This is a genomic window from Lacticaseibacillus boliensis (assembly GCF_054784775.1).
In genome coordinates this window covers 13,282-35,240 of the sequence record NZ_BAAIHN010000023.1, presented here as the reverse complement: position 1 = coordinate 35,240, position 21,959 = coordinate 13,282, and the positions used below count along the sequence as shown (strand labels likewise).

The window sequence follows — 21,959 nt, the reverse complement described above, 5'->3', positions numbered from 1 at the left end:
AAAATTATGGCCATCACATTCACCTATGCCACTCACGCCCAACTGCCGGCGATCGTTGCTATCTACAACCAGGCCATTCCCGGCCGGCTGGCGACCGCTGACCTCAAACCCGTCACCGTCGCTGACAAAGAAGCGTGGTTTGCGGCCTATAACCATGACCGCCGTCCGCTGTGGACGATCAACGTCGACCACCAGCTCGCCGGCTGGGTCGGCCTGGAGTCCTTCTACGGTCGGCCGGCATATAACCACACCGCAGAGATCAGCATCTACATCGCCGATGCCTTCCAACATCACGGCCTCGGCCAGCAAGCCTTGGACTTTGTCGCCACCCAACTGCCCCGGCTTGATCTGGACACACTCGTCGCGTTTGTCTTTTCCCACAACGCCGCCAGCCAAGGCTTGTTCGCCCGCAACGGCTTCCAACGCTGGGCCCACCTGCCCGACGTCGCCTTAATGGACGACCAACGCCGTAGCCTCGACATCCTCGGCAAAAAATTCAACTAGCTTCAGACACGTCACCTCTCATTAAAGAAGTGGCGTGTTATCGTCTTTAAACACTATCGTTGTCCGGTAGCGTAAGCATTCGGTGTTGGGTAGACCAGTAAGCTGTCGGTGCGGGCGAAAGCGACTCCAGCAGGCTTCAATCTGACGTGGAGAGGGTGCTCGGCGGAGCTAACTTCGTCTGCGACGAAGTTGATCTCCACCTGCGCTTGGCTGTAGGCGACAAGTCGCCAACAGCCATCTCACCACGTCAGATTGACCTGCTTCCGTCACTTTCGCCCATACCCTGGATTCTACGTATCAGGATCGTATAGTGTAACGGACAAGCGGGTTGTCGCACGCTGTGAATATGGTGCAACAAATGAATTATCAGTCACTATCTAATGTTTCTAGCCTCAGAAATTGCCACTTAGGATATTTAGGACACAAATGTAAGGACGGGGTGCGCGGAAGACAGATATGGCTCAGGCGCGACATTGTTGTTGGTGGCTTGCCACCTACAACAACGGCGTCGAGGGAGATCCACTCGTAGCGTAGCGGAGAGTTAGCTCCCGAGCGCCGCGCACCGTTCCAGCCATATCTGTCTGTAGTGCACACCGTCCGGGCCTATACCACCATCCAAAACACATACCAAAGAAGACTTACGCTGCCGGACAGCGTTAGATCAGAGCTTAGCATCAGGCTTGACTCGTGGTGACCAAGGTCGCTTCATATAGACATCCCCCTCGCTTAGTTCAGCTAGCATCTGAGCCAAGCGGCGTTGTTTAGTTGCGGGTTGTTTGGCGCGGGCGATCCAGTTGAGATAGTCTGTCCGCTGATATTGCGGCCGTTCCACGAATGCTTCGGCCACCCCGGCAGTTGCCATGGCTTGGGCGATCGCTTCTGGAACCGGCACGACCGCGCGGCGCTTGGGCGGCGTGTGCAAATCAGCGTGTGCGAGCCGGTAGCGGGCAATGCGCGTGATCAGATCGAGCGGTAGCGGCTGGTCATAGGCAAATTGAATCGCGCCTTTGGACGTCGGGTAGGCCTTGAGTTCATTGGCAAACGCCGCGATCGGGGCGGCGGTTGGGTAAAAGCCAGCGTGGGTCTTGTTGGTCCCGAAATACACCAGCACCCGCTGCTGCCACAACGCCGGCATGCCATAGCTGATCCGCTCCTCAGCATCTGGCAGGACCGCCTTTAACGTCTCATACAACGCTTGCAGGTGTGGCTGGGCGACAGGTTGTTGGGCTTGAATATAGTCTGTGATCACCGTCATGGTGGCAACCTCCAATTTTTTGTTGATGCTTGTCTACAAAGTACCATATCCAGACGTCTTCTTGTTGGGAGGAGGGGAAAAAGTTGCGCGCATCTGCATTCGATCAGCACCTGCTGGCATTAGGACAGCAGGTCATCGCCTTACTGCTTGCCCGCGGGATCAGCCAAGCCGACGCCAGCCTACCGCCGCGCGATGGTCACCGGCAAAAGCGAAGCCCTCAGGCAACTCGCCAAGGCAGATTACGTCGTCGGCACCAGCATCGGGGCCACCGCAGATCGGGTTCCCTATATTTCTCCAACGCGATGAGCGTGGTACACTGAAGAAAATCCATTTCAAGGAGCGAGTATATGCCTTTTCAACAAGTCTTCACGCTGTGGGTGCTGTACTTCTTCGCTTATGCCTTCGTCGGCTGGGTGTGGGAGTCAGGCTATGTCAGCGTCCAAAAACGCCACTGGGTGAACTCCGGTTTCCTCAACGGCCCGATCATCCCGGTTTACGGCTTTTCGATGATCGCCGTGCTCGCCGCCATCGCCCCTTTTCAAAATAACTTGTTGGTGTTATACCTCGCTTCTGCGGTGGTGGTGACGATCATCGAATATCTCACCAGTTGGCTGATGGAGCTACTGTTTCACGCGCGGTGGTGGGATTATTCCAAGGTCCCCCTCAATCTCAACGGCCGCGTCGCCTTACCGATCTCTGCTTTTTGGGGACTGGGCGTCGTTGTGATCGTCAAGTTCATCCACCCACTGGTCGCCACCGCTGTGTTGTGGCTGGCCGGCCATTACGGGATCTTCGCGGCGATTGTGCTGATCGCCGGCGGCATGTTCGACTTCGGCTTCACGCTGGCCAATGCGTTGGCCTTTGGTGCTGCGACCAAGCGCGTGGGCGATGCCATCGAAGCCAAGAAAGCAGAACTGCGCGAAAAACTCGACACCCAGCGCGATTGGCTCGAAACCTATCGCGAAGATGCCAAGTTGCCACACCTCAACGCCGTGCAACGCCGGCTGGTCCGCAGTTTTCCTAACTTGCAGCTGCGCGATACGCGCACCCCGCGGCAAGATTTTGAAGACCTGATCAACCAGCTCAAGCAAAAGCGTCACAACGACAAAAACTGAACATGCAAAAACGCGCCAACATCACAACCGTGGTGTTGGCGCGTTTTAATTTGGTCAGTTCCCATGCAACAGCATGTCCAAATGGGGAATGCCGTCTTCTAAATAAGTGGCAGACACCGGCTTGAACCCGAAGCTGGCATAAAATGCCTGCAGGTAGGCTTGCGCCTGGATCAACACTCCTTGGTTTGGATACAGGCGCTGGATCTCGGCTAATGTCGCTTGGACCAACTGGCGTCCGAGGTGTTGATGTCTGGCCTTAGCCACCACCAGAACGCGGCCAAACGAGAGATGCACGCCATCATCGTGGGGAATAATGCGCGCGTATGCCACCAGTTCGCCTGCTTGCAGCAACATCACGTGCCGCGCAGTTTGGTCTTTGGCGTCGACTTCCTGGTAAGGGCAGTCTTGTTCCACCACAAACACGGCGATACGCGCTGCCATGATCGTCAACAGCTCCTGTGGGGTAAGTTCATTCGTCTCTTTGATCGCAATCGTTGTCATTAGGCTTCCTCCCAGAAGCCATCTTACCACGCCATCAGGCTTCTTGGCGCGCCAACCATGCCGTCAAGCCCAGCGCCCCTAGACTGAATAAGATCCCGCCCCAAGGTGTTGCCATCAGCTCCCAGTGGTTGAGCAATTGCCCACCGATAAAGCTTGCGCCCATGACCCCGACATTAAACGCGGAAATGTTCAGCGCCGAGGCAAGTTGCGTATCTTCAGGCAGCGCCTGCTCGGCCGCCTGCATGACCACCAACTGCAACCCAGGCACGTTCATGAACGCCAACAGCCCCATCGCCAGTAACAAGAACAACCCGACGCCGGTGTTGGCCAGTCCAAACAACATCGCGATCATCACAACAGTCAGCGCGGCAAACATTTTGACCAACGCGTGCAACGGCCGGTGGTTGGCGAACTTGCCACCAAGCGTGTTGCCGACCGCCACTGCCAAGCCATAGAACAACAACAAAATCACAGTGGCGCTGGCATCAAAACCCATGCGTGCCAACATGGCAGAGATATAAGTGTAGACTGGGAAGCTCGCCCCGTAGCCCAGTGCCGTGATGATCAAGCTGGCCCGCACCTGCGAATCGCCCAGCAAGCGCCACACCCCACCGCGGCGGCCAGTTGCCGGCTGCGGCAAGTCGTTAGGCACCAATAACCAATTCAACAACAGTGCCACGACACCGAATACTGCGATAAAGCCAAACGCCAGCCGCCAACTCGCATGCTGGGCAATGAACGTCCCCAGAGGCACCCCGGTCACGGTTGCGACCGTCAGCCCGGTAAACATCGTGGCAATGGCGCTCGCTCGGCGGTCTGCGGCTACAACCGAAGCCGCGATCATCGTCGCAACGGCCATGAATAGCCCGTGGGCAAAAGCGGAGATCACCCGCCCGACCAGCAACAGCCAGAAGTTAGGCGCCAAGGCCGTCGCTAGATTGCCGATCACAAAGGTAACCATCACGGCCAACAACAATGCCTTGCGAGGCACACGGCCGGTTTTTGCTGTCAGTAACGGAGCGCCGATCATGATCCCGGCCGCATAGACCGACACGGTCAATCCGGCGGTGCTCAAGCGCACGCCAAACGCCGTGACCAGCAACGGCATCACCCCGACGGAGATAAATTCGGTCATCCCGATGGCAAAAGCAGACAGTGCCAGCGCCAACAACGTCCAAGTAGCGGTACGAGAATGCGTAGAAGTAGTTTCCATATTGTCCTCCAGATGTTTTTCTTACAAAAAACAAGTATAATGATCAGGGATATTTCCGCAATTACGCACTAATAAGTGCTGTACGTACCAAAAAGTACCTATCCCAAGGAGGACCTTATGCAAACTTATAACATTGGTGTCGAAGCGACCATGGCGATCATTGGCGGCAAGTGGAAGCCCATCATCTTGTGTCACCTGCGCCACGGCGTCATGCGCACCGGAGAGCTCCGCCGGGCCATCCCCAACATCACCCAAAAAATGCTCACGCAACAACTACGTGAGCTCGAAGCCGACGGGATCGTCCACCGCCATGTTTACAATCAGGTGCCGCCGCGCGTCGACTACTGCCTGACCGAACGCGGCAAGAGTCTCAACGGCATCTTGAGTGCTTTGTGCACTTGGGGCGAGCACAACATCGACGAGCGCCGTGCCAACGGGGAAGCCATCACCCTCATCCATCGCGACGACGTCAAGCTGACCCCTACTGATGATTAAGCCGATGCAAAAGGCGTGTGCCACCAGCCACACGCCTTTTGCGGCTCTACATATGATCAAGTCCTGCGCCGAAACAGCCACAGCCGCCGGAACCCGACTTGCATCACCACCAAGGCCAACACGATCAGCGCCCCGCCAATCAACAGGTCCCAGGTGAACGGTTCGAACCCAAACACGACGGAAAAAATGCTACCAAACATCGACTCGGTCATCAAGATCAGCCCCGCCGGTGTCGGGTCTGTGTAGCGCTGACCGACCAGCTACAGGGTCTGCGCGCCAAACGACGACACGATCCCGAGAATGATTACCGGCAACAGTCCCGCCTGCCAATCGACGCCGGCATAGGTCCCGCGTTCAAACAGCGCACTCCAGATGAGCCCAAACGTCCCTTGCGTTAACCCCAGCATGAATGCCAAGATCCAGGGACTCGATTCGGTGACGACGCCAAAATACACGATCTGTAGCGCATAGAAAAGCGCAGACACGATCGTCAACAAATCGCCCAGATGCAGACTGAGGCCATGTTGAAACACCCCGGTCAAAAACGCCATGCCGATCATGCAGATCACGATCGCGACATAAGCCTTGCGGACAGGCCTTTGCCGGAAAAACAACCAGACGATAAACGGGATCATGACGACATAGATCGCGGTCAAAAACGCGTTGTTGGCCGGCGTCGTATACATCAAGCCAATCGTCTGCAACTGATAGCCCAAGAAATTGATCGTGCCGGCGATCAGCCCCACCGTGAAGTCGCGCTTGTTCATCTTGTTGATGGTCTGATGGAAGAACGCGTAGGCCAACCCGGCATAGATCAGCCCGCGGATGCCGTTGATCAACCCGGCGTGCATGCCGGCGTTGGTCGCCTGTTTGCTGAAAAGATACCCCGCACCCCAGATGATGGCCGCCAGTAGCAACATCAAATTGGCCTTCGTTTTTGTGATCCGCACCCGATCTCCTCCTCAATCCGTTCACCACACCGCCTTGGCGGTGCGATATAATCGATTACGCCCACCAGCGTAACACAACTAACGGGTTTTCAACCATTGGAAAACATTTATCGTTTTCTCATGAGATTTTTAGGTTATAATGTATGCCATAGATTCTAAAAGGGGGAACCATTATCAATACGCTCATTCGACTTTACGCCCCATTCTTTGAGGCTTCAGACTGGCACGCGGCGGTCATGACCGGCGCCGGCTTAATGACCATCTTGACCTTGGCCATCATGGAATGCCTGTTGTCAGTCGACAACGCGGTGGTTTTGGCCGCCCAAACCGCCACCTTAGGCGATCCGAAGAAGGAACATTCCGCTTTGATGTGGGGGCTTTGGGGCTCATACATCCTGCGCTTTATCGCCATCGGCCTAGGCAGTTTCTTGATCAAGTTCTGGGCGATCAAGGCTTTAGGCGCGGCTTACCTGCTGTGGATGTCGCTGCACTTCTTCTGGGAACAACACAACCCCAAGCCCGAAGAAGAAACGACCGCCAAAGCGCATTCGTTTTGGGGAACCGTCGCCGCGATCGTTTTCTTAGACTTTGTCTTTTCGATCGACTCGATCCTCACGGCGCTGGCGATCGATAACAACCCGGTGATCGTGTTGATCGGGGGCATGATCGGGATCTTGGCCATGCGGTTTGTCGCCCAAGGCATGATCGTGCTGCTCGCCAAGGTGCCCGAGCTATTGTACATGGCCTATGTCTTGATCGGCTTCATCGCCGTCAAGCTGGGCCTAAGTCTTCCCGCCATCGGGATCGAAGTGTCGAACACATTCTTTTCGATCTTCGTGCTCGTCGCGTTCATCGCCACGTTAGTCATCCACCGACTGCGCAACCAACCTAAAAAAGGAAAGCAGGTCAACCCAGATGACCCATCTATCAGACGGTAAGCTGTATCTGCCCAACGACCCGGAGCTCATGGCCGAGCAGTTGCACTATCAAGATCTGCAGGCGCAATACAACCAGACACTTCCCAGCCAACAGACCCAACGACGTGACTTGCTCCAGCAGATGTTTCATACCATTGGGGACGACTGCTACATAGAAGCCCCGCTGCATGCCAACTGGGGCGGCCACCATGCGGATTTTGGCCACAACATCTACGCCAACTACAACCTGACCATGGTCGACGACGACCGGATCACGGTCGGCGACAACACGATGTTTGGCCCCAATGTGACGCTGGCGACAGGAAGCCATCCAGTGTTGCCGGAGTTGCGCGCCCGCGGTTATCAATACAACCTCCCGATCACAATCGGCCGCAACTGCTGGCTCGGGGCCGGGGTAATCGTTTTGCCCGGCATCAGCATCGGCGACAACACCGTCGTCGGCGCCGGCAGCGTCGTCACCCACGACCTGCCACAAGACGTGGTGGCGGTGGGCAATCCCGCCCGCGTCTTGCGTGCGATCAACGCCGAAGATCGCGAATTCTACGCCAAAGGGCGGCGGATCGACTGGCACGACTTATAAATCAAAAAACTGATGGCGGCGGTATCCGGATCTGGATATCGTCACCATCAGTTTTTTTATGCCAAGATCGTTTGGTACAGCGTCGTGAGTGTCGCCGGCGTTAGCGTCGCGGGATTGTTGGCCAGACGCTGTTCATTGACGGCTGCGGCCAGTTCCGCCGCAGCCTCTGGCGTGGCGTCAAGCTTGGGCAGGTTGAGGCTGGCAACCAGGTTTTGATAAGCGGTCAAGCCGGTTTCCGGCGTGCCGGCAAGCATGATTCCCAGGCTGGCAAAACAATCTGCGAGGTAAACTTCTCCGCGCGGATGCCGCCAAGATTCCGGATGCTCGAGCATGTAGCGCCACACCACCGGCAGACACAGCGCAACGGCATGCCCATGGGCGATATGATAGCGATGTGTCAGCCCGTAGCTCATTGCGTGAGCGCCGGTCGTTGTGGTGATGGCGATCGCCTGGCCTGCCAGATGGGCGGCCTGCATCACCGCGTCTTGGGCCTGCAAGTCGTCTGCCATGTAGTCGCGATAATTGCGCATGATCGCTGTGATCGCCTGCCGGGAATCGGCCTGACTTGCCGCCGTTGCGGCCTGCGACCAAAAGGATTCGATCGCCTGGCTCAGCGCGTCTAACAGGCCACACGCCCGCTGATAAACCGGCAGCGTCGTCAGCAATTCTGGTGCGAGCAAAGCCACGGTGGGGGTCAGCCACGGTGCTTGGACCGAGCGTTTGCGGCCGTTGCGATAAACCACCGCAAACGGCGTGGCCTCGCTGCCGGTACCTGCCGTGGTCGGGACCGCGATATGGGGCAAGGCGTTTTGTCGCAACGGCTGGTCGACGACCGGGGCCTGTTGCACGCCTTGAAAGGCCTTGATGCACTTGGCAACATCGATCGCACTGCCGCCGCCAAGCGACACCAGACCGTCGCAATCCCCTAGCGCAAACTGGGCCATGCCCGCAATCACCTGACGGTCGCTGGGGTTCGGGGTAAACTGTGAAAATTGCGCATAAGGCCGCAACCAGTTGACGATCTCGGGACGATTTTTGATTGCTTCGTCACACACCACCAACGGTCGGCGACAGCCGGCATACTCAAGCGCCGCCGTCAGCGCTGCGATCAGTTCTCCAGACGCTACATTCACTTTAACCATTGGCAACGACTTCGCTTTGCACTTGGGGATATGCGGCGATCGCGGTCAGCAGGCGGTCGATATCGGCTTCCGTTACCGTACCAATGTTGCCGATCCGAAACGTCGGCGACTGCGACACCTTGCCGGGATAGATAATAAAGCCCGCGGCCTTCAGCGCTTCATAAAAGCCGTTGAAATCAAAGTGCGCGTCAGGATATTTAAAGCTGGTGATGATCGGAGACTGCACGTCTTCATGGATCAAAGGGGCATAGCCCAGGTTTGCCATGCCGGCGCGCAGGCGTTCTTCGTTGGCCGCATACCGCTTGCTTCTTGCGGCCACGCCACCTTCTGCGACTAGTTCTTCTAACGCCGTCTTGAACGCATACACCGTGTGCGTCGGGCTGGTGAACCGCCACTTGCCGTCGTTGTCTTCAAAACACCGCCATTGATCATACAGGTCCAGGCTTAGGCTGCTGGCGTTACCTGCGCATTCAGCCAAGCGAGCCTTGTTGGCGATCACAAAGGCAAACCCAGGCACGCCTTGGATACACTTGTTGGCGCTGGAAATCACATAATCGGCTTGCAAGACATCCAGATCCATCACCACCCCACCAAAGCTCGACATCGCGTCGACAATGGTCGTGATGCCCAAACCGTTGAGCTCGGGGATCAGCGGCACCAGTGGGTTCAAGATGCCGGTCGTGGTTTCAGAATGCACCATAGCAAAATGGGTGACTTCTGGATGCTGGTGAAGGATCGTCAACACCTTTTGGGCCGAGACCACATGAGTTTCCCCAAAGTCGATCGCGATGTGTTGGATCCCTAACCGTGCCGCCATCTGCGCCATCCGCTGGCCATAAGCGCCGTTCATGGCGATCAACAAGACGCCATCTTCAGGCATTGCGGTTTGCAGCGTCGCCTCTACGGCGTAGCTGCCGCTGCCTTGCAACAAAACGCTGCTGTAAATCTCGGGGTCTGCGTGGCCGACCGCCAACAGTGCGCGTCTGATGGTTTGGGTTACCGCCTTGTATTCCGGATCCCAGGTGCCGTGATCGACCGTCATCGCCTCTTTGACGCTGGCGGTGGTAGTCAACGGCCCCGGCGTCAACAACAGTGGGGCTTGGTGATTCAGCCGTTCGATCAATGGCATCACGTCTGCCAAGGTCGTCACCGTCGCGTCAGCCCCGGCGGCTTCAAAAGTCTCGCGGGCCAACTCGCGCAGGCGGTCTTGTTCTTGTGTAGACAAGGCGACAAATTCCGCCTCTGACAGCCCGATGACGTTACTGCCTTCCACCACCCCGACGCTGATCGCGCCGGCGTTAGTGCCTTCATGGATATCGTTGACCGTGTCGCCGATCTTCAGCACGGTTTGCGGGTCGGTGATGCCCAGCGCCTTCATGGCATGCGTCAGCATCGCCGCAGCCGGTCGCCCGACGCCGCCGGTTTGCTCTGACGTCACGTTAAGCACCGGGTGATAGCCTTGTGCCGCCGCCACTGGCGCGACTTGGGCGATCATGTCAGCGGTATAGCCGGACGTCGACGCGATCGCAATATTTTTTTGTTCAAGGTAAGCACACAGCGCCTTCAACCCTGGCTTCAGCGCGGCGGTTTCGGTCAACACGCGCTTGATCTCGGTTTGAAATTGGGCGTAGACTTCGTCGATCGCCGCGTCGCGATCTGCGGTGTGGCCGGTCGCCACCCAGGCCGCCCAGGTGCTGGGCTCTGCGAAAATTTTGGCGATGTGTTGGGCCTTATCCAGCCCAACGTCTGCTCGGATCACGTCTTCTGCCACGTCGATGCCGTAATGGGCAAACGCGCGCTGAAACGCGATGATCGGCGCACGACTGCCATAATCGACCGTCGTGCCGGCCCAATCAAATACAACTGCTTTAATGGTCATGGTTTCCTCCTGAAACACTCACTCGATCACGTGCTTGCGCAGCCGCGAACCGATGAATTCTAGCACGAACACGAACGCCAAGATGTAATAGACGATCAGGCCGACTTCGTTGAAATTGAAATAAAAGTTGCTGGCAACATACAGCTGGTAGCCGATGCCGCCGGCGCCTGCCGCGGCGTCGACGACCACTGCGTTGGCGAAGTTGATCTCAAAGCGGATGAACGTCCAGCTCAACAGCCGCGACGCCAAAGACGGCAACACTGCCTGGGTCAACACCGGCAGCAACCCGCAACCGCTGGCCTTGAGCGCCTCGATCGTTTGCGCCGGGATCTCTTCGATCGTGTTGGCGTAAACCTTGGCCAGATAGGCCATGCTGTGGAAGGTCAACCCCACCACCGCGGCGTCGGGACCCAGCCCCAGCGCCACCGAATAGATCAGCACCCACAAGATCGTGGGAATCGCGCGAACGAACGCCATCACGCTTTTGACGATCGTCGCCAGCCAACGCGGGGCGATGTTTTGCGCGGCCATCAACCCGCAAACCAGCCCCAACGCCGCGCCTAACACGGTGGTGACTAGCGCCAGCGCGATGCTTTGCAACAACGCCACGGCGAGCTTGGCCACGCTGTCGTTACCGACGTTTGGTTGCAAAAACATCAGCTTCAAGTGGCTGAAAAAGCTTGCCGTCGCCGCCCACAGGTCAAAATGGGTGGGGATCACCGACACCACGCCGTAAAGCGTCAACGCCGTGATCCCGGCCAGAAACAATCGTAAAGTTTGCTGACGGCGGTTTTTCGGCCGCACAGCCGGCGCTTGTCGGCGTTCGGGGGCTTCAACAATGCGTGTATCTAGCATGTCAGTCTCCTTTCGATCCAGCTGGATCCTAGTTCCAAGGCGATGACCAAAACGATCAGCGTCATCACCACCAACCCGGCGGCAGGATAGTTAATGCTCTTAAAGTACAGGTCGAACAAGAACCCGATCCCGGTCCCGGTCAGCAAGCCGACCAGCGTCGCGTCACGGACATTGTTTTCCACCATGTACAGCAACCATTCGATGGCAGGCACCGCGATCTCCGGCAGCAAGCCTTGCACCAGCGCCTGGGCCGGATTCGCCCCGGTGGCGGTCAACGCCTCGAGCTTGCCGGTGTCAAAGTCTTCGATCGTTTCCAAAAACGCCCGCGTCAAGAAGCCGAGGTTCATCAAAAACAACGCCAGAAAGCCGGTCAGCTCGTTTTGTTTGAACGAAAACAACAAGATCAGCGCCCAGGCAATGATTGGGATGTTGCGCAACACCGAGGCAAACCCGCGAATCAGCGCGGTCAGCCCGGCCGGCCGCTTGCCCAGATTAGGCGCCCCCAACACCGCCAGCAACAAGCTCAACCCGCCGGCGACGCCAGCGGCCGCCGCGGCGATCACAAACGTCCGCCACAGCTGATACAAGATCGTTTGCAAGGCCCCAAGCGACGCCGCCGTCGGCATGAAGTTCTGCGCCATCCAGACGAACCCGGTGTGGACCCGCAACAAGGCGCCTTGGTTGAATCCCAGGCCGACGCTTGCGATCACATACAGTGCCGCGATGATCAGCAACGCGGCTAATTCGCGCAACTGCTTGCGGCGGAAAAATTGTGCTTGATTCATGTCGCGTCTCCTCTCAGCGGTAAATCGCTTGGACTTGCGCTTCTGTCAGCGCCTGAGGGGTGTCGTCAAACACCAGCTTGCCGTGATTCAACGCCACGATATGGTCGGCGTAGTCGCGGGCGATGCTGACCTGATGCAGGTTGACGATGACGATCAGGTCTTTATCGTCGGCCAGCTTGCGCAAGATATCCATCACCAGCGTCGCCGACTTCGGGTCCAGCGACGCGATCGGTTCGTCACACAAGATCATCTTGGGGTGTTGCATCAAGGCCCGGGCGATCCCGACGCGCTGTTTTTGCCCGCCGGACAGGCGCTTGCAGGCGACATAGGCAAAATCTTCAAGCCCCATCTCCTTGATCAGCGTCAACGCCTCTTCTCGTTGTGCAGGCGAATACAAGGCCAGCATCCCCGCCAGCGTGGACTTACGGCCGAGACAGCCGTGCAAGACGTTTTCGATCACCGTCAGTGAATCGATCAGGTTGTAGTTTTGAAAAATCATCCCGATATCGCGCCGTGCTTGTTGTAGCTGGCGCTTGGACAACAAGCGCAGGTCTTGGTCGTCTAGCCACACGGCACCGCTGTCGTCTTTGAGCAGCTGATTGAGGCTGCGCAACAGTGTCGTTTTCCCGGCACCAGACGGCCCGATCACCGCGGTGATGGTGCCTGGTGCCGCTTGGAAGCTGACGTCTTGAAGCGATGGCTTATCTGGCGTGTATTGCTTGCATAGCGATTCAACAACTAACATGGCTTACCTCTCGTCGGTTACTCGCCTAACACTTGGTGAGTTGGCGCGTACCATTTGTCTGTGATGTGGATGAAGTGCACCTTGCCGGTTTGGGTGAACAGGCCAGGGGTCTTCGCGTCTGCCTTGCTGAAAAATGCCGGATCTTTTGTCGTGGCTTCAGACGTCAACGCTTTGATGATCTTGGCTTGGTCGGCCTTAGACACGGCCTTGGTGTTGACCGCCAGCGGTTCGTTTTGGACCTGGGCCGCGGCGATGGCGATGCTTTCCTTGTTACGGGCGTCGTTCAGCGGTGCTGGGGCGTCGGCCTTGATCTTGAAATCGGCGCCAGCCTTGGTCTTGTCGTTGGTGAAACTACCATATTGGGTCAAGTCGATGTCGTCAAATGCCGCCACGTCAGCGTCGCCGTTGAACAAGTTGACGGCAGAGCCTGGATGGGACTGGCCGTATAGCACCTTCTTGAAGAAGCTACCGCCTTGTTGCAGGTCACTGAGCTTCACGTCGTTGGTCTTGGCGATTGCCCCAGCCGGCACCGCAAACCCAGAAGTGGAAGTCGCTGCGACAAAGGAAATCGTCTTGTTTTTCAGCGTCTTCAAGGAGTATTGGCCGCTGGTCTTGTAGGCATCTGCCTTGGCCTTTGGCACCATCAGGTATGAATAGTAATGCGCGTCTTTAAGCGTGCCGGATTCTCCAGAGTAGGTCACCAGCGGGTTCACGTTGGCGTTTTGCTTGCGGGCTTGGATATAGCTGTCAGGCCCCATCAAGCCGATCTGCGCCTTGCCGGATGCTAACGCCTGAATGGCAACGTTATAGTCGGTGGTGGTTTGGATCTTAACCTGCTTGCCGGTCGCCTTGTGGATCAGCTTGCTCATTGCCGTGCGGACAGGGGTGAGTTCTTTGCTGGATTCTGACGGCAGGAAAACCACCGTCAAGGCCTTGCCGTTTTTGTCGGCCTTGGCGCTGTTGCTGCTGCAACCCGCGGCGGTTGCCAATAACCCTGCTGCGGCCACCATGGCCAAGACGTGCTTGCTGTTCAGTTTCAAAATAACTCCTCCTCGGTAAGGTCGATTAACTAACAACATCAGTGTATCGATACCGTGTAAAGATACCCGCATCTTCACGTGAAGGTTATGAAAAAGATCCCACCGCCGCGTAAAATTCCTGTATGCTGCCGATACAACGCCAAAAAAGGCGAGCCACTGATGGGCTCGCCTTCTTCCTATTAAATTAAGTTGGCCGTCCTCCAGAAAAAAACGGGATAGCTCTGCTTCGCCGGCAATGGCGGTATGCTGTGCGGCCGTCTTCTTCCTCCGGACTCACATCCCATACCGAGAGGCATCTGGATGACTTTCTGAATACGATTGCCATGCACGTAAGCCAGAGATACAGACCCAAAACGATGGCATTTTATCTCATCTAGAAGTTTGTGCCAACCATCCCGACACGTTAAACCCAGGATGCGGGTGAAAGCGACGGAAGCAGGTCGATCTGCCGTGGTGGAGTCGCTTTCGCCCATGCCCGGCAGCTCAACCTATCCGCAATGACAATCTTCGCTGCGACAAAGTGCTTTGCTGGCAACGATCGCGATATCACCGTCTGTTGTGGCAAAGTACACGCCGGCTTCCGCTTCGTCTTGGAGCAAGAAGCCGGAAGCCGTTTTGGCCTGCGTCAACGCGCTTGCCAAAGGCATCGGTGTGACTGCAGCCACTTCTCCGGTGTCGGTGAAGGTCACCTTTTGCGCCAACACGTCGGGCATCCCAATGCTGGCCATCTCCCAATAATCAGCCACCTTCCCTGCAGGCAAGGCGCGCACGATGTGTTGCGGGACCGAGTCGAGCAGTGGCAGCCGTTGTTCAAGCGTCTGTTTTGTTACTGTCGCCATTTTGACCACCTCCATGCCTAGTATAACGCATTGAAAGCGGTTGCTAAAGCACCCGATTGATCGGGTCGCCTGCCTGCCAGGCCGTGATGTTGGCGCCGACCAGCTTGACCAAACGCTGGCGCGTTTCAAGTCCCCGCCAGCCCATGTGCGGCGTCACGATCACGTTAGGTAGGCTAAACAAAGGACTGTCGTCGGGCAGCGGCTCGACTTCTTGCACATCTAAGCCGGCCCCGGCGAGTTGGCCTTGCTGAAGTGCTACGACCAGCGCTTCGGTGTCGACCAAGCCGCCGCGCGCGGTGTTAATCAAAAACGCGCTTGGCTTCATTAAAGCAAGTGCTTGCGCGTCGATCAGATGGTGGGTCTGTTCAGTGAGCGGCAGGTTCAGCGACACAAAATCACTCTGCTGCAACAAGGTCTTCAGATCGGTGAAGTGGATGCCGTCGCGGTCTACTCGTGGCGTGCGCGTGTTGACAAGGATCTTCATGCCCAGCGCCTGGGCGACCTTGATGATTTCTTGGCCGATGTGGCCAAACCCGATCACCCCAAGCGTCTTGTCGTTGACCTCGATGTGATCGACCAGCAGGTGGTCGCTGAAATTGCGATGGTCGCCGTTAGCCAACATTCGCAGCTGCGTCTGCATCGAACTGGCCAGATTCAACAGCAACATGATGGCGGTGTGTGCCACCCGCTGCGTGGAATACGCCGGGATGTTCGTCAGCGCGATGCCGCGCGCCTGCAGCGCCTGGGCGTCGTAGTTGTTATACCCCGTCCCCGCCTCCACGATCATTTTGACGCTATCTGGCAGCTGCTGGATCAGATCGGCTCCCATCGGCAGCTCTTTGATCACCAGGATTTCGGCGCCTTTTGCGCGTTCACTCAGCTGTTGCGGTTGGGTGCTGCCATAAACCGCGACGTCTTCTCCGATGCTGGCCCAATCCATGCGGCGATCATAGTCGACGACATCCCCGTTTACTACGACAATTTTTGCCATCTTATTTCCTCCTCAAACTCATTTTGTCGCTTCCAGTTTACCGCTATGTTTGCGTCAGCGTCTATTTTTTGGCACCGCTGTGCAGGTGGTTGGCGTTGAGGCATTGCATGACTTTGAAGCTGGCGGCCAGCTTGAAGCAGGTGTTGGCGTCTTTGAGGTCTAGCCCGGTGATGCTGTGGATCCGCGTCAGCCGGTTGCGCAAGGTGTTGGGGTGAATATACATCGCCGTAGCGCATTCTGCCTGGTTGCAGGTCGCCTGCAGATAAGCGTGCAGCGTCAAGACCAAGTCCGTGTGATAAGTCGCGTCGTGTCTGGTCAGCGCCTTGATGGCCGGATTGATGAAAAATGGCAAGATTGCGGCCCCGTCGTTGACCTGCGTCAGCATCAAGTCAAAAAATGCGTCTTCACAAAACACGACCGGCTCCGCCAGCCGCAACTTGGCCGTCCGTCCGCACACGGCGTTAGCGGCGACGGTGTCTTCCGGGCGGGTGTAGAGGTTTGAGACGATCAAATGACAACGGGCGTGCGCTGCCAGCTTGGTCAACTGATCGTGAAAATGCGAATCGTGATATTCCTGCAGGCTGACGGTGATCAGGCCGACGCATTGGTGATGGTGGATGGTAATCAAAAACTGGCTAAACATCGGCGTCGCCAGATACTTCAGCTGTTCTTTGAGTTCTTCGAGTGTCTGTTGGCCGTTGGGATAGGCGCGCACGACCACCATCGAATGCGGCAGCGTCGCGTTTTGCAGGTGGAACTGCGCGGCAAAGGTGGAATCGACCGGCGACGTCAACAACATATTCACCAGCCGGTCGCGCGCAGACACCGCCGGTTCGATCACATGCGCCTGCACGGCGGCGTTGGCGACCAGCTTTCCGAGCAGTGGCAGTAGCTGGGTTTGATTGGCGGCGATCGGTTTGGCGTACACCGCCATGGCCAGATACCCCAAGGCATCGTTGTGGTGAGACAGCGGCGTCACCAACAGCGGGATCGGGGACTGGTCTGGATTGGTCAAGTAGAGATGATGGTAAAAATTATCCGGATCCAGCGCCGGCACATGCGTCGCCAAGAACCGCCCGACGGGACTGTCTGGTCCCACCGCAGCGTTAGTGGTGCGCAAGATGTGCTGGCCGTCGAGGCTCAACACCAACAGCGGGTTATTGAGCATCCCCGCCGCCTGGGCGAGCGTGGTGTCAAAATCCGCCGTGATCGCGGCGATCGCCAGCTGGGTGAGTGCCGTTTGGTCGCAGGGTTGGCCGAGCATGGCGGCGACTTCTTCAAGCAGCCGCAACGGCAACACCTTGTCGTCGGCGACCAGTGTCACTGTCGCCAAACACCAAGCCTTTTGCCCGGCATAAACGATCAGCGTCACTTGGTGCGGCCCGACATCGAGATACAACGTTCCAGAACTGGGCGCTTCGAGCGTATCGTCTGCCACCTGGACCCGCAAGATCGGGACGTTAGGGGCGTGATATCGCCTTAAGGCCAAGGTTTGCGCCAATTGGTTCAACAAGTCTTCGCTTAACATGGTGGATCCTCCCATTTCATCGTAACCACATGGCGAGTTGTCAACCATGTGGCTTTCCCACAATAAGTCGCGTGGATGCTTGTGGGCTTTCCCCCTACTAGCATAGCCCATGTAAGCGCTATTATACAGGTGTAAACGAGATCGAAAGACTTTCGACCTCGTCCCCGGGGCGTTGTTTATCGCACAAGGCATAGTGAAAAGGAGCAATTATCATGAAAGATTTTAAAGATAAGGTCATGTTCATCACAGGCGCTGCTCATGGGTTCGGCCGCGAGATCGCGATCGAAGCAGCAAAGCGCGGCATGAAGTTGGCGATGGTCGATATCGACGCCCCTGCACTGAAAGAAACCGCAGGCAAGCTGGGCGACGCTGACGCGTTGGTCCTTCCTGCAGATGTCACCAAAGAAGACGAGATCAACGACGCGATCGACAAGACCATGGCGCATTTTGGCCGCATCGATGTGTTGATCAACGACGCCGGGATCGCGTTGCCTGGGCGCATGTGGGAATTGCCGGTCCGCGACTGGGAATGGATCATGCACGTCAACACCATGAGCCAAGTCTATACCATGCGCAAGATCATCCCGATCATGTTGAAGCAAAAGACCCACGCCGCCATTTTGAACGTGGCGTCCATCGCCGGGTTGCTCGACACCCCTGGGATGCCGGCCTATCACGCCAGCAAGTTCGCTTCTGTGGGCTTGACTGAAGCAACCGCCTACGACCTGCAACGCATCAACGCCGACATTCAGATGCACGTCATGTGCCCAGGCTTCGTTCAAACCGACCTGTACCACACGGAACAACACCGTCCGGCCCAATACACCGACAAGTCCGATCCATACTACAGCAGCGAAGCTTATCTGAAGGGGCAACAGTTTGCCAAGTATGTCATCGTCAATGGCAGCCCGATCGACACCATCGCGCCAACGGTCTTCAAGGCCTTGGAAGACGACACCTTCTACATCCTCACCCATCCAGAATTCAACGGCTTGATCACCGACCGGGTCAACCGCATCGTCAACGGCGGCAAGCCTGATGTCCATGTCATGGACGGGATCATGTAGCTGCGCGTCATTCAATTAGGAGGAAAAAATTATGGCTAGTTATAAAGCATCTGCAACAGACGTCAAGAATTTCTTGAACTTGCCAAGCATGAACGACCAAGGCGGCCTCGCCTTCGCTTATGCGACCGATCCGGCCAAGCTCGCCGCCCTCGTACCGGCGCCTTTGAAAGTCGTTGCCCCGATCGTTGTCGGGTATGTGGTCCACATGGGCAAGCCAACCTTTGGTGCCCCTTATCTGGAGCAAACCTTGTACGCGATGGTTTCTTACAAAGACAAGATGGTGGGCGCCTATCCGTTCGAATTGTTGCTGTCTGGTCCAGGCGCAGAAGCCGGCTTGGTTGCCGGCCGTGAAGGCGCTGGGATTCCGAAGAAGTTGGCAGATCACATCGAGTTGCAGCGCACCGGCGACCACGCCCATGCCTGCGTCGTTCGCCATGGTAAGACCTTGTTGGACCTCGACTGGGATGCCGGCGAGATCAACGATCCGTCCTTCTTGAAGCAATTCGCGTCGATGATGCCGTTGAACCAAGAAGTCCAAACCAATAGCTTCTTCTTCAACTACGATCTGCAACAAGACGACCAAGGCGCCAACCACTTCACCAACGTCGAATTGGTCGCTACTCAGATGAAGTCCTTCACCGACGACTTGAAGCCAGGTAAGCTGAGCCTGAAGCTCGACTCGACCGAAGACGATCCGCTGGGCGAATTGCCAGTCTTGAAGCCACTGGGCGCCGGCTGGTACCACTTCAAGACCTCCACGATGTTCAAGACGCTGAACCTCGAGGCCGTTTCTGCAGAAGCCACCGCCCCTTATCTGATCACCGGGCGCTACGACCATGGGGTATGCGATCCTGCCGCGACCAGCTATTCATTCTAAAAAGGAGTGCTTGATATGACTGTTAAAAATAATAATTTTGAAGACGTGATGTTTAACCGGCATTCCGTCCGTCAATTCGACCCGTCAGTTAAAATCGACCGCGATGAGATCCAAGCGATGATCGCCAGCGCCACCACGGCACCTTCTGCTTGCAACTTGCAGTCTTGGCATTTTGTCGTCATCGATACCCCAGAAGCCAAGGCGAAGTTTAAGAAAGCGGCCATGAAGTTCAACTATCCGCAGGTCGACTCCGCTTCTGCAATCGTCTTCATCGCCGGCGACACCCAAAGCCACCTGGTATATCGTGACGTCTGGCAAAAGGTTTACGAAGCCGGCAAGATTTCCAAAGAGAAGCTCGACCAGATCTTCAACACCTTCTTGCCGCTGTATGAGCATGCAGACAAGAACTTCTTGATGCTAGATTCAACGCTCGATGGCGCGATGGTCGGCATGCAGCTGCTGTTGGTTGCTCGGGCCCATGGCTATGAAGCCAACCCGTTTTCTGGCTACGACTTCAAGACGGTGATCCCGGCTGTTGGCTTGGATCCAGAACGCTACGTGCCGGTCATGGCCGTCGCTTTGGGCAAGCCAGCCGCAGACGCAGAAGTCTTGAAGACCCAGCGCTATGACGCCAAGACCCAAACTGAATTTCTCTAGGAGATGATCGTATGCCAACCGCAACCCCAACTTCACCATTTGGTAAGGTGCAAAACATCGACGTGTTGAACCTCGCCAGCTTGAAAAACCGCGCCCGTGCCGTGATGGGTCCCGGTGAGTTTGGCTACATCGCAGAAGCCGCAGACGACGGCATCACGATGCGCCGCAACACCGAAGACTTCGCCAACATCAGCATTCTGCCACGGGTCTTACAAGGCATCGACCATCCCGATCAAACCGCGACGTTCATGGGCGCACAGCTCGCATCGCCGTTGATGACCGCGCCGATAGCCGGCAACACGCTCGCGCATTCCAGCGGTGAGATCGGCCTCGCCCGCGGCGCCAAAGAAGCCGGCATCATGATGTCGCAAAGCACCTTTGCCTCCAAGACGATCGCAGAAACCGCTGCGGTCTCAGACGGCGCGCCTTACATGTTCCAGCTTTACATGCCTAAAGACTGGGATTATTGCAAGTATCTGCTCGACGAAGCGCGCAAAGCCAACGCCTTGGCGATCATCTTGACCGCAGACTCCACACTTGGCGGCTATCGTGAGCTCGACGTCATCAACCACTACCACCTGCGCGGCAAGATCGCCAACCTCGATGGCTACAACACCGGGCAAACCGGCGTCGGCGCCGGCGGCTTGTTCAAGGAATCGATGCAGGCCTTGGATCTGCCGCTGATCAAAAAGCTGGCAGACTACTCAGAACTGCCGATCATTATCAAAGGCATCCAAGATCCTCGCGATGCCGTCGCCGCCATCGACGCCGGTGCTGCCGGCATCTATGTCTCTAACCACGGCGGCCGCCAAGTCGACGGCGCGCCGGGTTCGATCGATTGTCTACCGGCGATCGCCAAAGCCGTCAACCACGAAGTCCCGATCATCTTCGACGGCGGCGTTCAACGCGGCACCCATGTCCTCAAGGCCTTGGCCTTAGGCGCTGACCTCGTAGCCGTCGGGCGGCCGTTCAGCTACGGCTTGGCCTTGGGTGGCTACGCCGGCGTTCGGGCAGTCGCAGAGCATCTGAAGATGGAATTCAACATCGCCATGCAACTCACCGGCTGTGCCACCATCGAAGACGTCAAAAAGCTTCACTATGATCTGCGCTAATCGCCGCTCGTCAAAGGAGGGTAACGCGCATGGATACCACCACCGCGATTCGCGACGCCTTGTTGGCGCTTGATCACCCCTTTTACCGTGATGCCCAGCTGACCGAAGCCGCCAAAAAAGACCTGCAACAAGCACTCAAGCAGATCTTGCCAGCGACGATCGATCCGTATTCACCGGCCAACTGGCAGATCATCGAGACCTGTTTGGCCCAGCTAGCACCACAAAGCTGAGACCGAGAAAAACAAAGCACCGCTGTCACGCCTTCGGACGCAACAGCGGTGCTTTTTATGTTTCTATGCTTGCAGCTTCCCGACAACCGGGAGTTTAGGCAACACCGTCTTCAGATGTGGCGCGTGAGTGATCGCCTGGGATAGGTCTTGGCCCGCATAGTTGCCGTGATGCGTCCCGCCTTGCCAAGGGCCGACTTTGCTGACATCATAAACCGTGCCGTCGACCGCTACATAAGCGGCACGGCCGTCTTGGCCATCATAGTGTTTCAGTTCTTCAAGTGTGAATGTTTGCATGAGATCCCTCCTTTAACGCCATTGTACCATTGTCAAGGTAAGCGCCACCAGCCCAAATTAAGCCGCCAACCACGGCGCGACCAGCAGGCTGACCCCGGCGATAAACAAGATCGCCCCAAGCAACCACACCAGCACCTGGCCGCCTTTGCCCAACGTGACCGGCTCGCTGGCGCCGGCCAACAACTCTGTGTGTTTGCCAAACGTCAGCGCCCAGCTTGCCCAGATTACGACGATGCCAGCGCCAACCATGCCGACGTTGGTGACGGGCACATTTTTGATGATGACTCCCACCACGGCGACAAACGCCGCCCCCAGGATCCCGACGATAAATGGTGCTCGCAGATTGTGACGTTGCATCGCTTCCACC

At 56.9% G+C, this 21,959-nt stretch carries 27 protein-coding genes and 1 pseudogene; 11 read left to right on the top strand and 17 right to left on the bottom strand.

Translation table 11 applies throughout. The features are described 5' to 3' along the window. Positions 1 to 6: 6 nt before the first annotated feature. Positions 7 to 504, top strand: coding sequence for a GNAT family N-acetyltransferase (locus ACYVRB_RS09960; RefSeq protein ID WP_461215149.1), 498 nt, complete (start codon positions 7 to 9; stop codon positions 502 to 504). A 661-nt stretch (positions 505 to 1,165) separates the two neighbouring features. On the opposite strand, the gene ACYVRB_RS09955 is transcribed toward ACYVRB_RS09960, so the two are convergent. Continuing rightward, entirely contained in the window at positions 1,166 to 1,759 is a 594-nt protein-coding gene (locus tag ACYVRB_RS09955) for a DUF1801 domain-containing protein (RefSeq protein ID WP_461215148.1), read from the bottom strand. 83 nt (positions 1,760 to 1,842) lie between these two features. Between ACYVRB_RS09955 and ACYVRB_RS09950 the strand changes: the two genes are divergently transcribed. Together ACYVRB_RS09950 and ACYVRB_RS09945 are read left to right on the top strand one after the other, a co-directional pair. Next, positions 1,843 to 2,079, top strand: a complete 237-nt coding sequence (locus tag ACYVRB_RS09950) for a hypothetical protein (RefSeq protein WP_461215147.1) — start codon at positions 1,843 to 1,845, stop codon at positions 2,077 to 2,079. A gap of 27 nt (positions 2,080 to 2,106) precedes the next feature. After that, complete coding sequence (locus tag ACYVRB_RS09945; protein ID WP_461215146.1) at positions 2,107 to 2,874, top strand: putative ABC transporter permease; 768 nt, start codon at positions 2,107 to 2,109, stop codon at positions 2,872 to 2,874. Positions 2,875 to 2,928: 54 nt separating this feature from the next. Here the strand turns inward: ACYVRB_RS09945 and ACYVRB_RS09940 are convergent, their stop codons facing one another. Next, entirely contained in the window at positions 2,929 to 3,375 is a 447-nt protein-coding gene (locus ACYVRB_RS09940; RefSeq protein ID WP_461215145.1) for a GNAT family N-acetyltransferase, read from the bottom strand. 34 nt (positions 3,376 to 3,409) lie between these two features. After that, the gene (locus ACYVRB_RS09935; protein WP_461215144.1) at positions 3,410 to 4,588 is read right to left on the bottom strand and encodes an MFS transporter; all 1,179 of its coding nucleotides are present in this window, start codon (positions 4,586 to 4,588) and stop codon (positions 3,410 to 3,412) included. 117 nt (positions 4,589 to 4,705) lie between these two features. Here ACYVRB_RS09935 and ACYVRB_RS09930 point away from each other — a divergent pair, with 117 nt between their 5' ends. Beyond that, positions 4,706 to 5,083, top strand: coding sequence for a winged helix-turn-helix transcriptional regulator (locus ACYVRB_RS09930; RefSeq protein WP_461215143.1), 378 nt, complete (start codon positions 4,706 to 4,708; stop codon positions 5,081 to 5,083). Positions 5,084 to 5,139: 56 nt separating this feature from the next. Here ACYVRB_RS09930 and ACYVRB_RS09925 read toward each other — a convergent pair whose 3' ends face one another. Next, positions 5,140 to 5,343, bottom strand: coding sequence for an EamA family transporter (locus ACYVRB_RS09925; protein ID WP_461215164.1), 204 nt, complete (start codon positions 5,341 to 5,343; stop codon positions 5,140 to 5,142). After that, positions 5,344 to 6,033, bottom strand: coding sequence for a DMT family transporter (locus ACYVRB_RS09920; protein WP_461215142.1), 690 nt, complete (start codon positions 6,031 to 6,033; stop codon positions 5,344 to 5,346). A gap of 254 nt (positions 6,034 to 6,287) precedes the next feature. Here ACYVRB_RS09920 and ACYVRB_RS09915 point away from each other — a divergent pair, with 254 nt between their 5' ends. Then, positions 6,288 to 6,971, top strand: a complete 684-nt coding sequence (locus ACYVRB_RS09915) for a TerC family protein (protein ID WP_461215141.1) — start codon at positions 6,288 to 6,290, stop codon at positions 6,969 to 6,971. Continuing rightward, the gene (locus ACYVRB_RS09910; protein WP_461215140.1) at positions 6,949 to 7,551 is read left to right on the top strand and encodes a sugar O-acetyltransferase; all 603 of its coding nucleotides are present in this window, start codon (positions 6,949 to 6,951) and stop codon (positions 7,549 to 7,551) included. Before ACYVRB_RS09915 ends, ACYVRB_RS09910 begins: the two co-directional genes overlap by 23 nt. A 56-nt stretch (positions 7,552 to 7,607) precedes the next feature. Here ACYVRB_RS09910 and ACYVRB_RS09905 read toward each other — a convergent pair whose 3' ends face one another. The 10 genes and pseudogenes from ACYVRB_RS09905 to ACYVRB_RS09860 form a co-directional block, all read right to left on the bottom strand. After that, the gene (locus tag ACYVRB_RS09905; RefSeq protein ID WP_461215139.1) at positions 7,608 to 8,693 is read right to left on the bottom strand and encodes an iron-containing alcohol dehydrogenase; all 1,086 of its coding nucleotides are present in this window, start codon (positions 8,691 to 8,693) and stop codon (positions 7,608 to 7,610) included. Next, on the bottom strand, positions 8,686 to 9,822 hold the full coding sequence (gene phnW / locus ACYVRB_RS09900; protein ID WP_461215163.1) for a 2-aminoethylphosphonate--pyruvate transaminase: 1,137 nt from the start codon (positions 9,820 to 9,822) through the stop codon (positions 8,686 to 8,688). The genes ACYVRB_RS09905 and phnW overlap by 8 nt, the downstream gene beginning before the upstream one ends. Then, positions 9,823 to 10,572 (bottom strand): annotated as a pseudogene (gene phnX, locus ACYVRB_RS09895) (phosphonoacetaldehyde hydrolase); the annotation flags it as partial. Between the two features lie 18 nt (positions 10,573 to 10,590). Next, positions 10,591 to 11,427, bottom strand: a complete 837-nt coding sequence (locus ACYVRB_RS09890; protein WP_461215138.1) for a PhnE/PtxC family ABC transporter permease — start codon at positions 11,425 to 11,427, stop codon at positions 10,591 to 10,593. Continuing rightward, positions 11,421 to 12,212 carry an ABC transporter permease subunit gene (locus ACYVRB_RS09885; protein WP_461215137.1) on the bottom strand — a complete coding sequence of 264 codons (792 nt, stop codon included), beginning with the start codon at positions 12,210 to 12,212 and terminating at the stop codon, positions 11,421 to 11,423. The genes ACYVRB_RS09890 and ACYVRB_RS09885 overlap by 7 nt, the downstream gene beginning before the upstream one ends. 13 nt (positions 12,213 to 12,225) lie before the next feature. After that, positions 12,226 to 12,957 carry a phosphonate ABC transporter ATP-binding protein gene (gene phnC, locus ACYVRB_RS09880; RefSeq protein WP_461215136.1) on the bottom strand — a complete coding sequence of 244 codons (732 nt, stop codon included), beginning with the start codon at positions 12,955 to 12,957 and terminating at the stop codon, positions 12,226 to 12,228. A gap of 17 nt (positions 12,958 to 12,974) precedes the next feature. Then, on the bottom strand, positions 12,975 to 13,997 hold the full coding sequence (locus ACYVRB_RS09875) for a phosphate/phosphite/phosphonate ABC transporter substrate-binding protein (protein WP_461215135.1): 1,023 nt from the start codon (positions 13,995 to 13,997) through the stop codon (positions 12,975 to 12,977). Positions 13,998 to 14,485: 488 nt separating this feature from the next. Next, a complete protein-coding gene (locus ACYVRB_RS09870) occupies positions 14,486 to 14,836 on the bottom strand; it encodes a hypothetical protein (RefSeq protein ID WP_461215134.1) in 351 nt (116 codons plus the stop codon). Positions 14,837 to 14,879: 43 nt separating this feature from the next. After that, the gene (locus ACYVRB_RS09865; protein ID WP_461215133.1) at positions 14,880 to 15,827 is read right to left on the bottom strand and encodes a 2-hydroxyacid dehydrogenase; all 948 of its coding nucleotides are present in this window, start codon (positions 15,825 to 15,827) and stop codon (positions 14,880 to 14,882) included. A 61-nt stretch (positions 15,828 to 15,888) separates the two neighbouring features. Continuing rightward, the gene (locus tag ACYVRB_RS09860; protein WP_461215132.1) at positions 15,889 to 17,355 is read right to left on the bottom strand and encodes a PucR family transcriptional regulator; all 1,467 of its coding nucleotides are present in this window, start codon (positions 17,353 to 17,355) and stop codon (positions 15,889 to 15,891) included. A 212-nt stretch (positions 17,356 to 17,567) separates the two neighbouring features. Here ACYVRB_RS09860 and ACYVRB_RS09855 point away from each other — a divergent pair, with 212 nt between their 5' ends. From ACYVRB_RS09855 to ACYVRB_RS09835, 5 genes are read left to right on the top strand one after another with little or no spacing between them, the layout of a single operon-like run. Then, the gene (locus tag ACYVRB_RS09855) at positions 17,568 to 18,422 is read left to right on the top strand and encodes an SDR family NAD(P)-dependent oxidoreductase (RefSeq protein ID WP_461215131.1); all 855 of its coding nucleotides are present in this window, start codon (positions 17,568 to 17,570) and stop codon (positions 18,420 to 18,422) included. A gap of 31 nt (positions 18,423 to 18,453) precedes the next feature. After that, positions 18,454 to 19,299 carry an acetoacetate decarboxylase family protein gene (locus ACYVRB_RS09850; RefSeq protein ID WP_461215130.1) on the top strand — a complete coding sequence of 282 codons (846 nt, stop codon included), beginning with the start codon at positions 18,454 to 18,456 and terminating at the stop codon, positions 19,297 to 19,299. A gap of 15 nt (positions 19,300 to 19,314) precedes the next feature. Beyond that, positions 19,315 to 19,956 carry a nitroreductase family protein gene (locus ACYVRB_RS09845; RefSeq protein ID WP_461215129.1) on the top strand — a complete coding sequence of 214 codons (642 nt, stop codon included), beginning with the start codon at positions 19,315 to 19,317 and terminating at the stop codon, positions 19,954 to 19,956. Positions 19,957 to 19,967: 11 nt separating this feature from the next. Next, positions 19,968 to 21,068, top strand: coding sequence for an alpha-hydroxy-acid oxidizing protein (locus ACYVRB_RS09840; RefSeq protein ID WP_461215128.1), 1,101 nt, complete (start codon positions 19,968 to 19,970; stop codon positions 21,066 to 21,068). A gap of 29 nt (positions 21,069 to 21,097) precedes the next feature. Further along, the gene (locus ACYVRB_RS09835) at positions 21,098 to 21,298 is read left to right on the top strand and encodes a hypothetical protein (protein WP_461215127.1); all 201 of its coding nucleotides are present in this window, start codon (positions 21,098 to 21,100) and stop codon (positions 21,296 to 21,298) included. A gap of 63 nt (positions 21,299 to 21,361) precedes the next feature. On the opposite strand, the gene ACYVRB_RS09830 is transcribed toward ACYVRB_RS09835, so the two are convergent. Continuing rightward, positions 21,362 to 21,592, bottom strand: a complete 231-nt coding sequence (locus ACYVRB_RS09830; protein ID WP_461215126.1) for a cytochrome b5 domain-containing protein — start codon at positions 21,590 to 21,592, stop codon at positions 21,362 to 21,364. A gap of 57 nt (positions 21,593 to 21,649) precedes the next feature. After that, positions 21,650 to 21,949 carry a hypothetical protein gene (locus ACYVRB_RS09825; protein ID WP_461215125.1) on the bottom strand — a complete coding sequence of 100 codons (300 nt, stop codon included), beginning with the start codon at positions 21,947 to 21,949 and terminating at the stop codon, positions 21,650 to 21,652. Positions 21,950 to 21,959 lie beyond the last annotated feature (10 nt).

What these genes read in the sequence shown, in the direction of transcription:
- ACYVRB_RS09935 (WP_461215144.1), bottom strand. Translation starts at nt 4,588, where the DNA reads ATGGAAACTACTTCTACGCATTCTCGTACCGCTACTTGGACGTTGTTG.
- phnW (WP_461215163.1), bottom strand. Translation starts at nt 9,822, where the DNA reads ATGCCATTGATCGAACGGCTGAATCACCAAGCCCCACTGTTGTTGACG.
- ACYVRB_RS09885 (WP_461215137.1), bottom strand. Translation starts at nt 12,212, where the DNA reads ATGAATCAAGCACAATTTTTCCGCCGCAAGCAGTTGCGCGAATTAGCC.
- ACYVRB_RS09825 (WP_461215125.1), bottom strand. Translation starts at nt 21,949, where the DNA reads ATGCAACGTCACAATCTGCGAGCACCATTTATCGTCGGGATCCTGGGG.
- ACYVRB_RS09855 (WP_461215131.1), top strand. Translation starts at nt 17,568, where the DNA reads ATGAAAGATTTTAAAGATAAGGTCATGTTCATCACAGGCGCTGCTCAT.
- phnC (WP_461215136.1), bottom strand. Translation starts at nt 12,957, where the DNA reads ATGTTAGTTGTTGAATCGCTATGCAAGCAATACACGCCAGATAAGCCA.
- ACYVRB_RS09890 (WP_461215138.1), bottom strand. Translation starts at nt 11,427, where the DNA reads ATGCTAGATACACGCATTGTTGAAGCCCCCGAACGCCGACAAGCGCCG.
- ACYVRB_RS09870 (WP_461215134.1), bottom strand. Translation starts at nt 14,836, where the DNA reads ATGGCGACAGTAACAAAACAGACGCTTGAACAACGGCTGCCACTGCTC.
- ACYVRB_RS09830 (WP_461215126.1), bottom strand. Translation starts at nt 21,592, where the DNA reads ATGCAAACATTCACACTTGAAGAACTGAAACACTATGATGGCCAAGAC.
- ACYVRB_RS09840 (WP_461215128.1), top strand. Translation starts at nt 19,968, where the DNA reads ATGCCAACCGCAACCCCAACTTCACCATTTGGTAAGGTGCAAAACATC.
- ACYVRB_RS09915 (WP_461215141.1), top strand. Translation starts at nt 6,288, where the DNA reads ATGACCATCTTGACCTTGGCCATCATGGAATGCCTGTTGTCAGTCGAC.
- ACYVRB_RS09905 (WP_461215139.1), bottom strand. Translation starts at nt 8,693, where the DNA reads ATGGTTAAAGTGAATGTAGCGTCTGGAGAACTGATCGCAGCGCTGACG.
- ACYVRB_RS09930 (WP_461215143.1), top strand. Translation starts at nt 4,706, where the DNA reads ATGCAAACTTATAACATTGGTGTCGAAGCGACCATGGCGATCATTGGC.
- ACYVRB_RS09955 (WP_461215148.1), bottom strand. Translation starts at nt 1,759, where the DNA reads ATGACGGTGATCACAGACTATATTCAAGCCCAACAACCTGTCGCCCAG.
- ACYVRB_RS09850 (WP_461215130.1), top strand. Translation starts at nt 18,454, where the DNA reads ATGGCTAGTTATAAAGCATCTGCAACAGACGTCAAGAATTTCTTGAAC.
- ACYVRB_RS09940 (WP_461215145.1), bottom strand. Translation starts at nt 3,375, where the DNA reads ATGACAACGATTGCGATCAAAGAGACGAATGAACTTACCCCACAGGAG.
- ACYVRB_RS09945 (WP_461215146.1), top strand. Translation starts at nt 2,107, where the DNA reads ATGCCTTTTCAACAAGTCTTCACGCTGTGGGTGCTGTACTTCTTCGCT.
- ACYVRB_RS09865 (WP_461215133.1), bottom strand. Translation starts at nt 15,827, where the DNA reads ATGGCAAAAATTGTCGTAGTAAACGGGGATGTCGTCGACTATGATCGC.
- ACYVRB_RS09860 (WP_461215132.1), bottom strand. Translation starts at nt 17,355, where the DNA reads ATGTTAAGCGAAGACTTGTTGAACCAATTGGCGCAAACCTTGGCCTTA.
- ACYVRB_RS09845 (WP_461215129.1), top strand. Translation starts at nt 19,315, where the DNA reads ATGACTGTTAAAAATAATAATTTTGAAGACGTGATGTTTAACCGGCAT.
- ACYVRB_RS09910 (WP_461215140.1), top strand. Translation starts at nt 6,949, where the DNA reads ATGACCCATCTATCAGACGGTAAGCTGTATCTGCCCAACGACCCGGAG.
- ACYVRB_RS09835 (WP_461215127.1), top strand. Translation starts at nt 21,098, where the DNA reads ATGGATACCACCACCGCGATTCGCGACGCCTTGTTGGCGCTTGATCAC.
- ACYVRB_RS09960 (WP_461215149.1), top strand. Translation starts at nt 7, where the DNA reads ATGGCCATCACATTCACCTATGCCACTCACGCCCAACTGCCGGCGATC.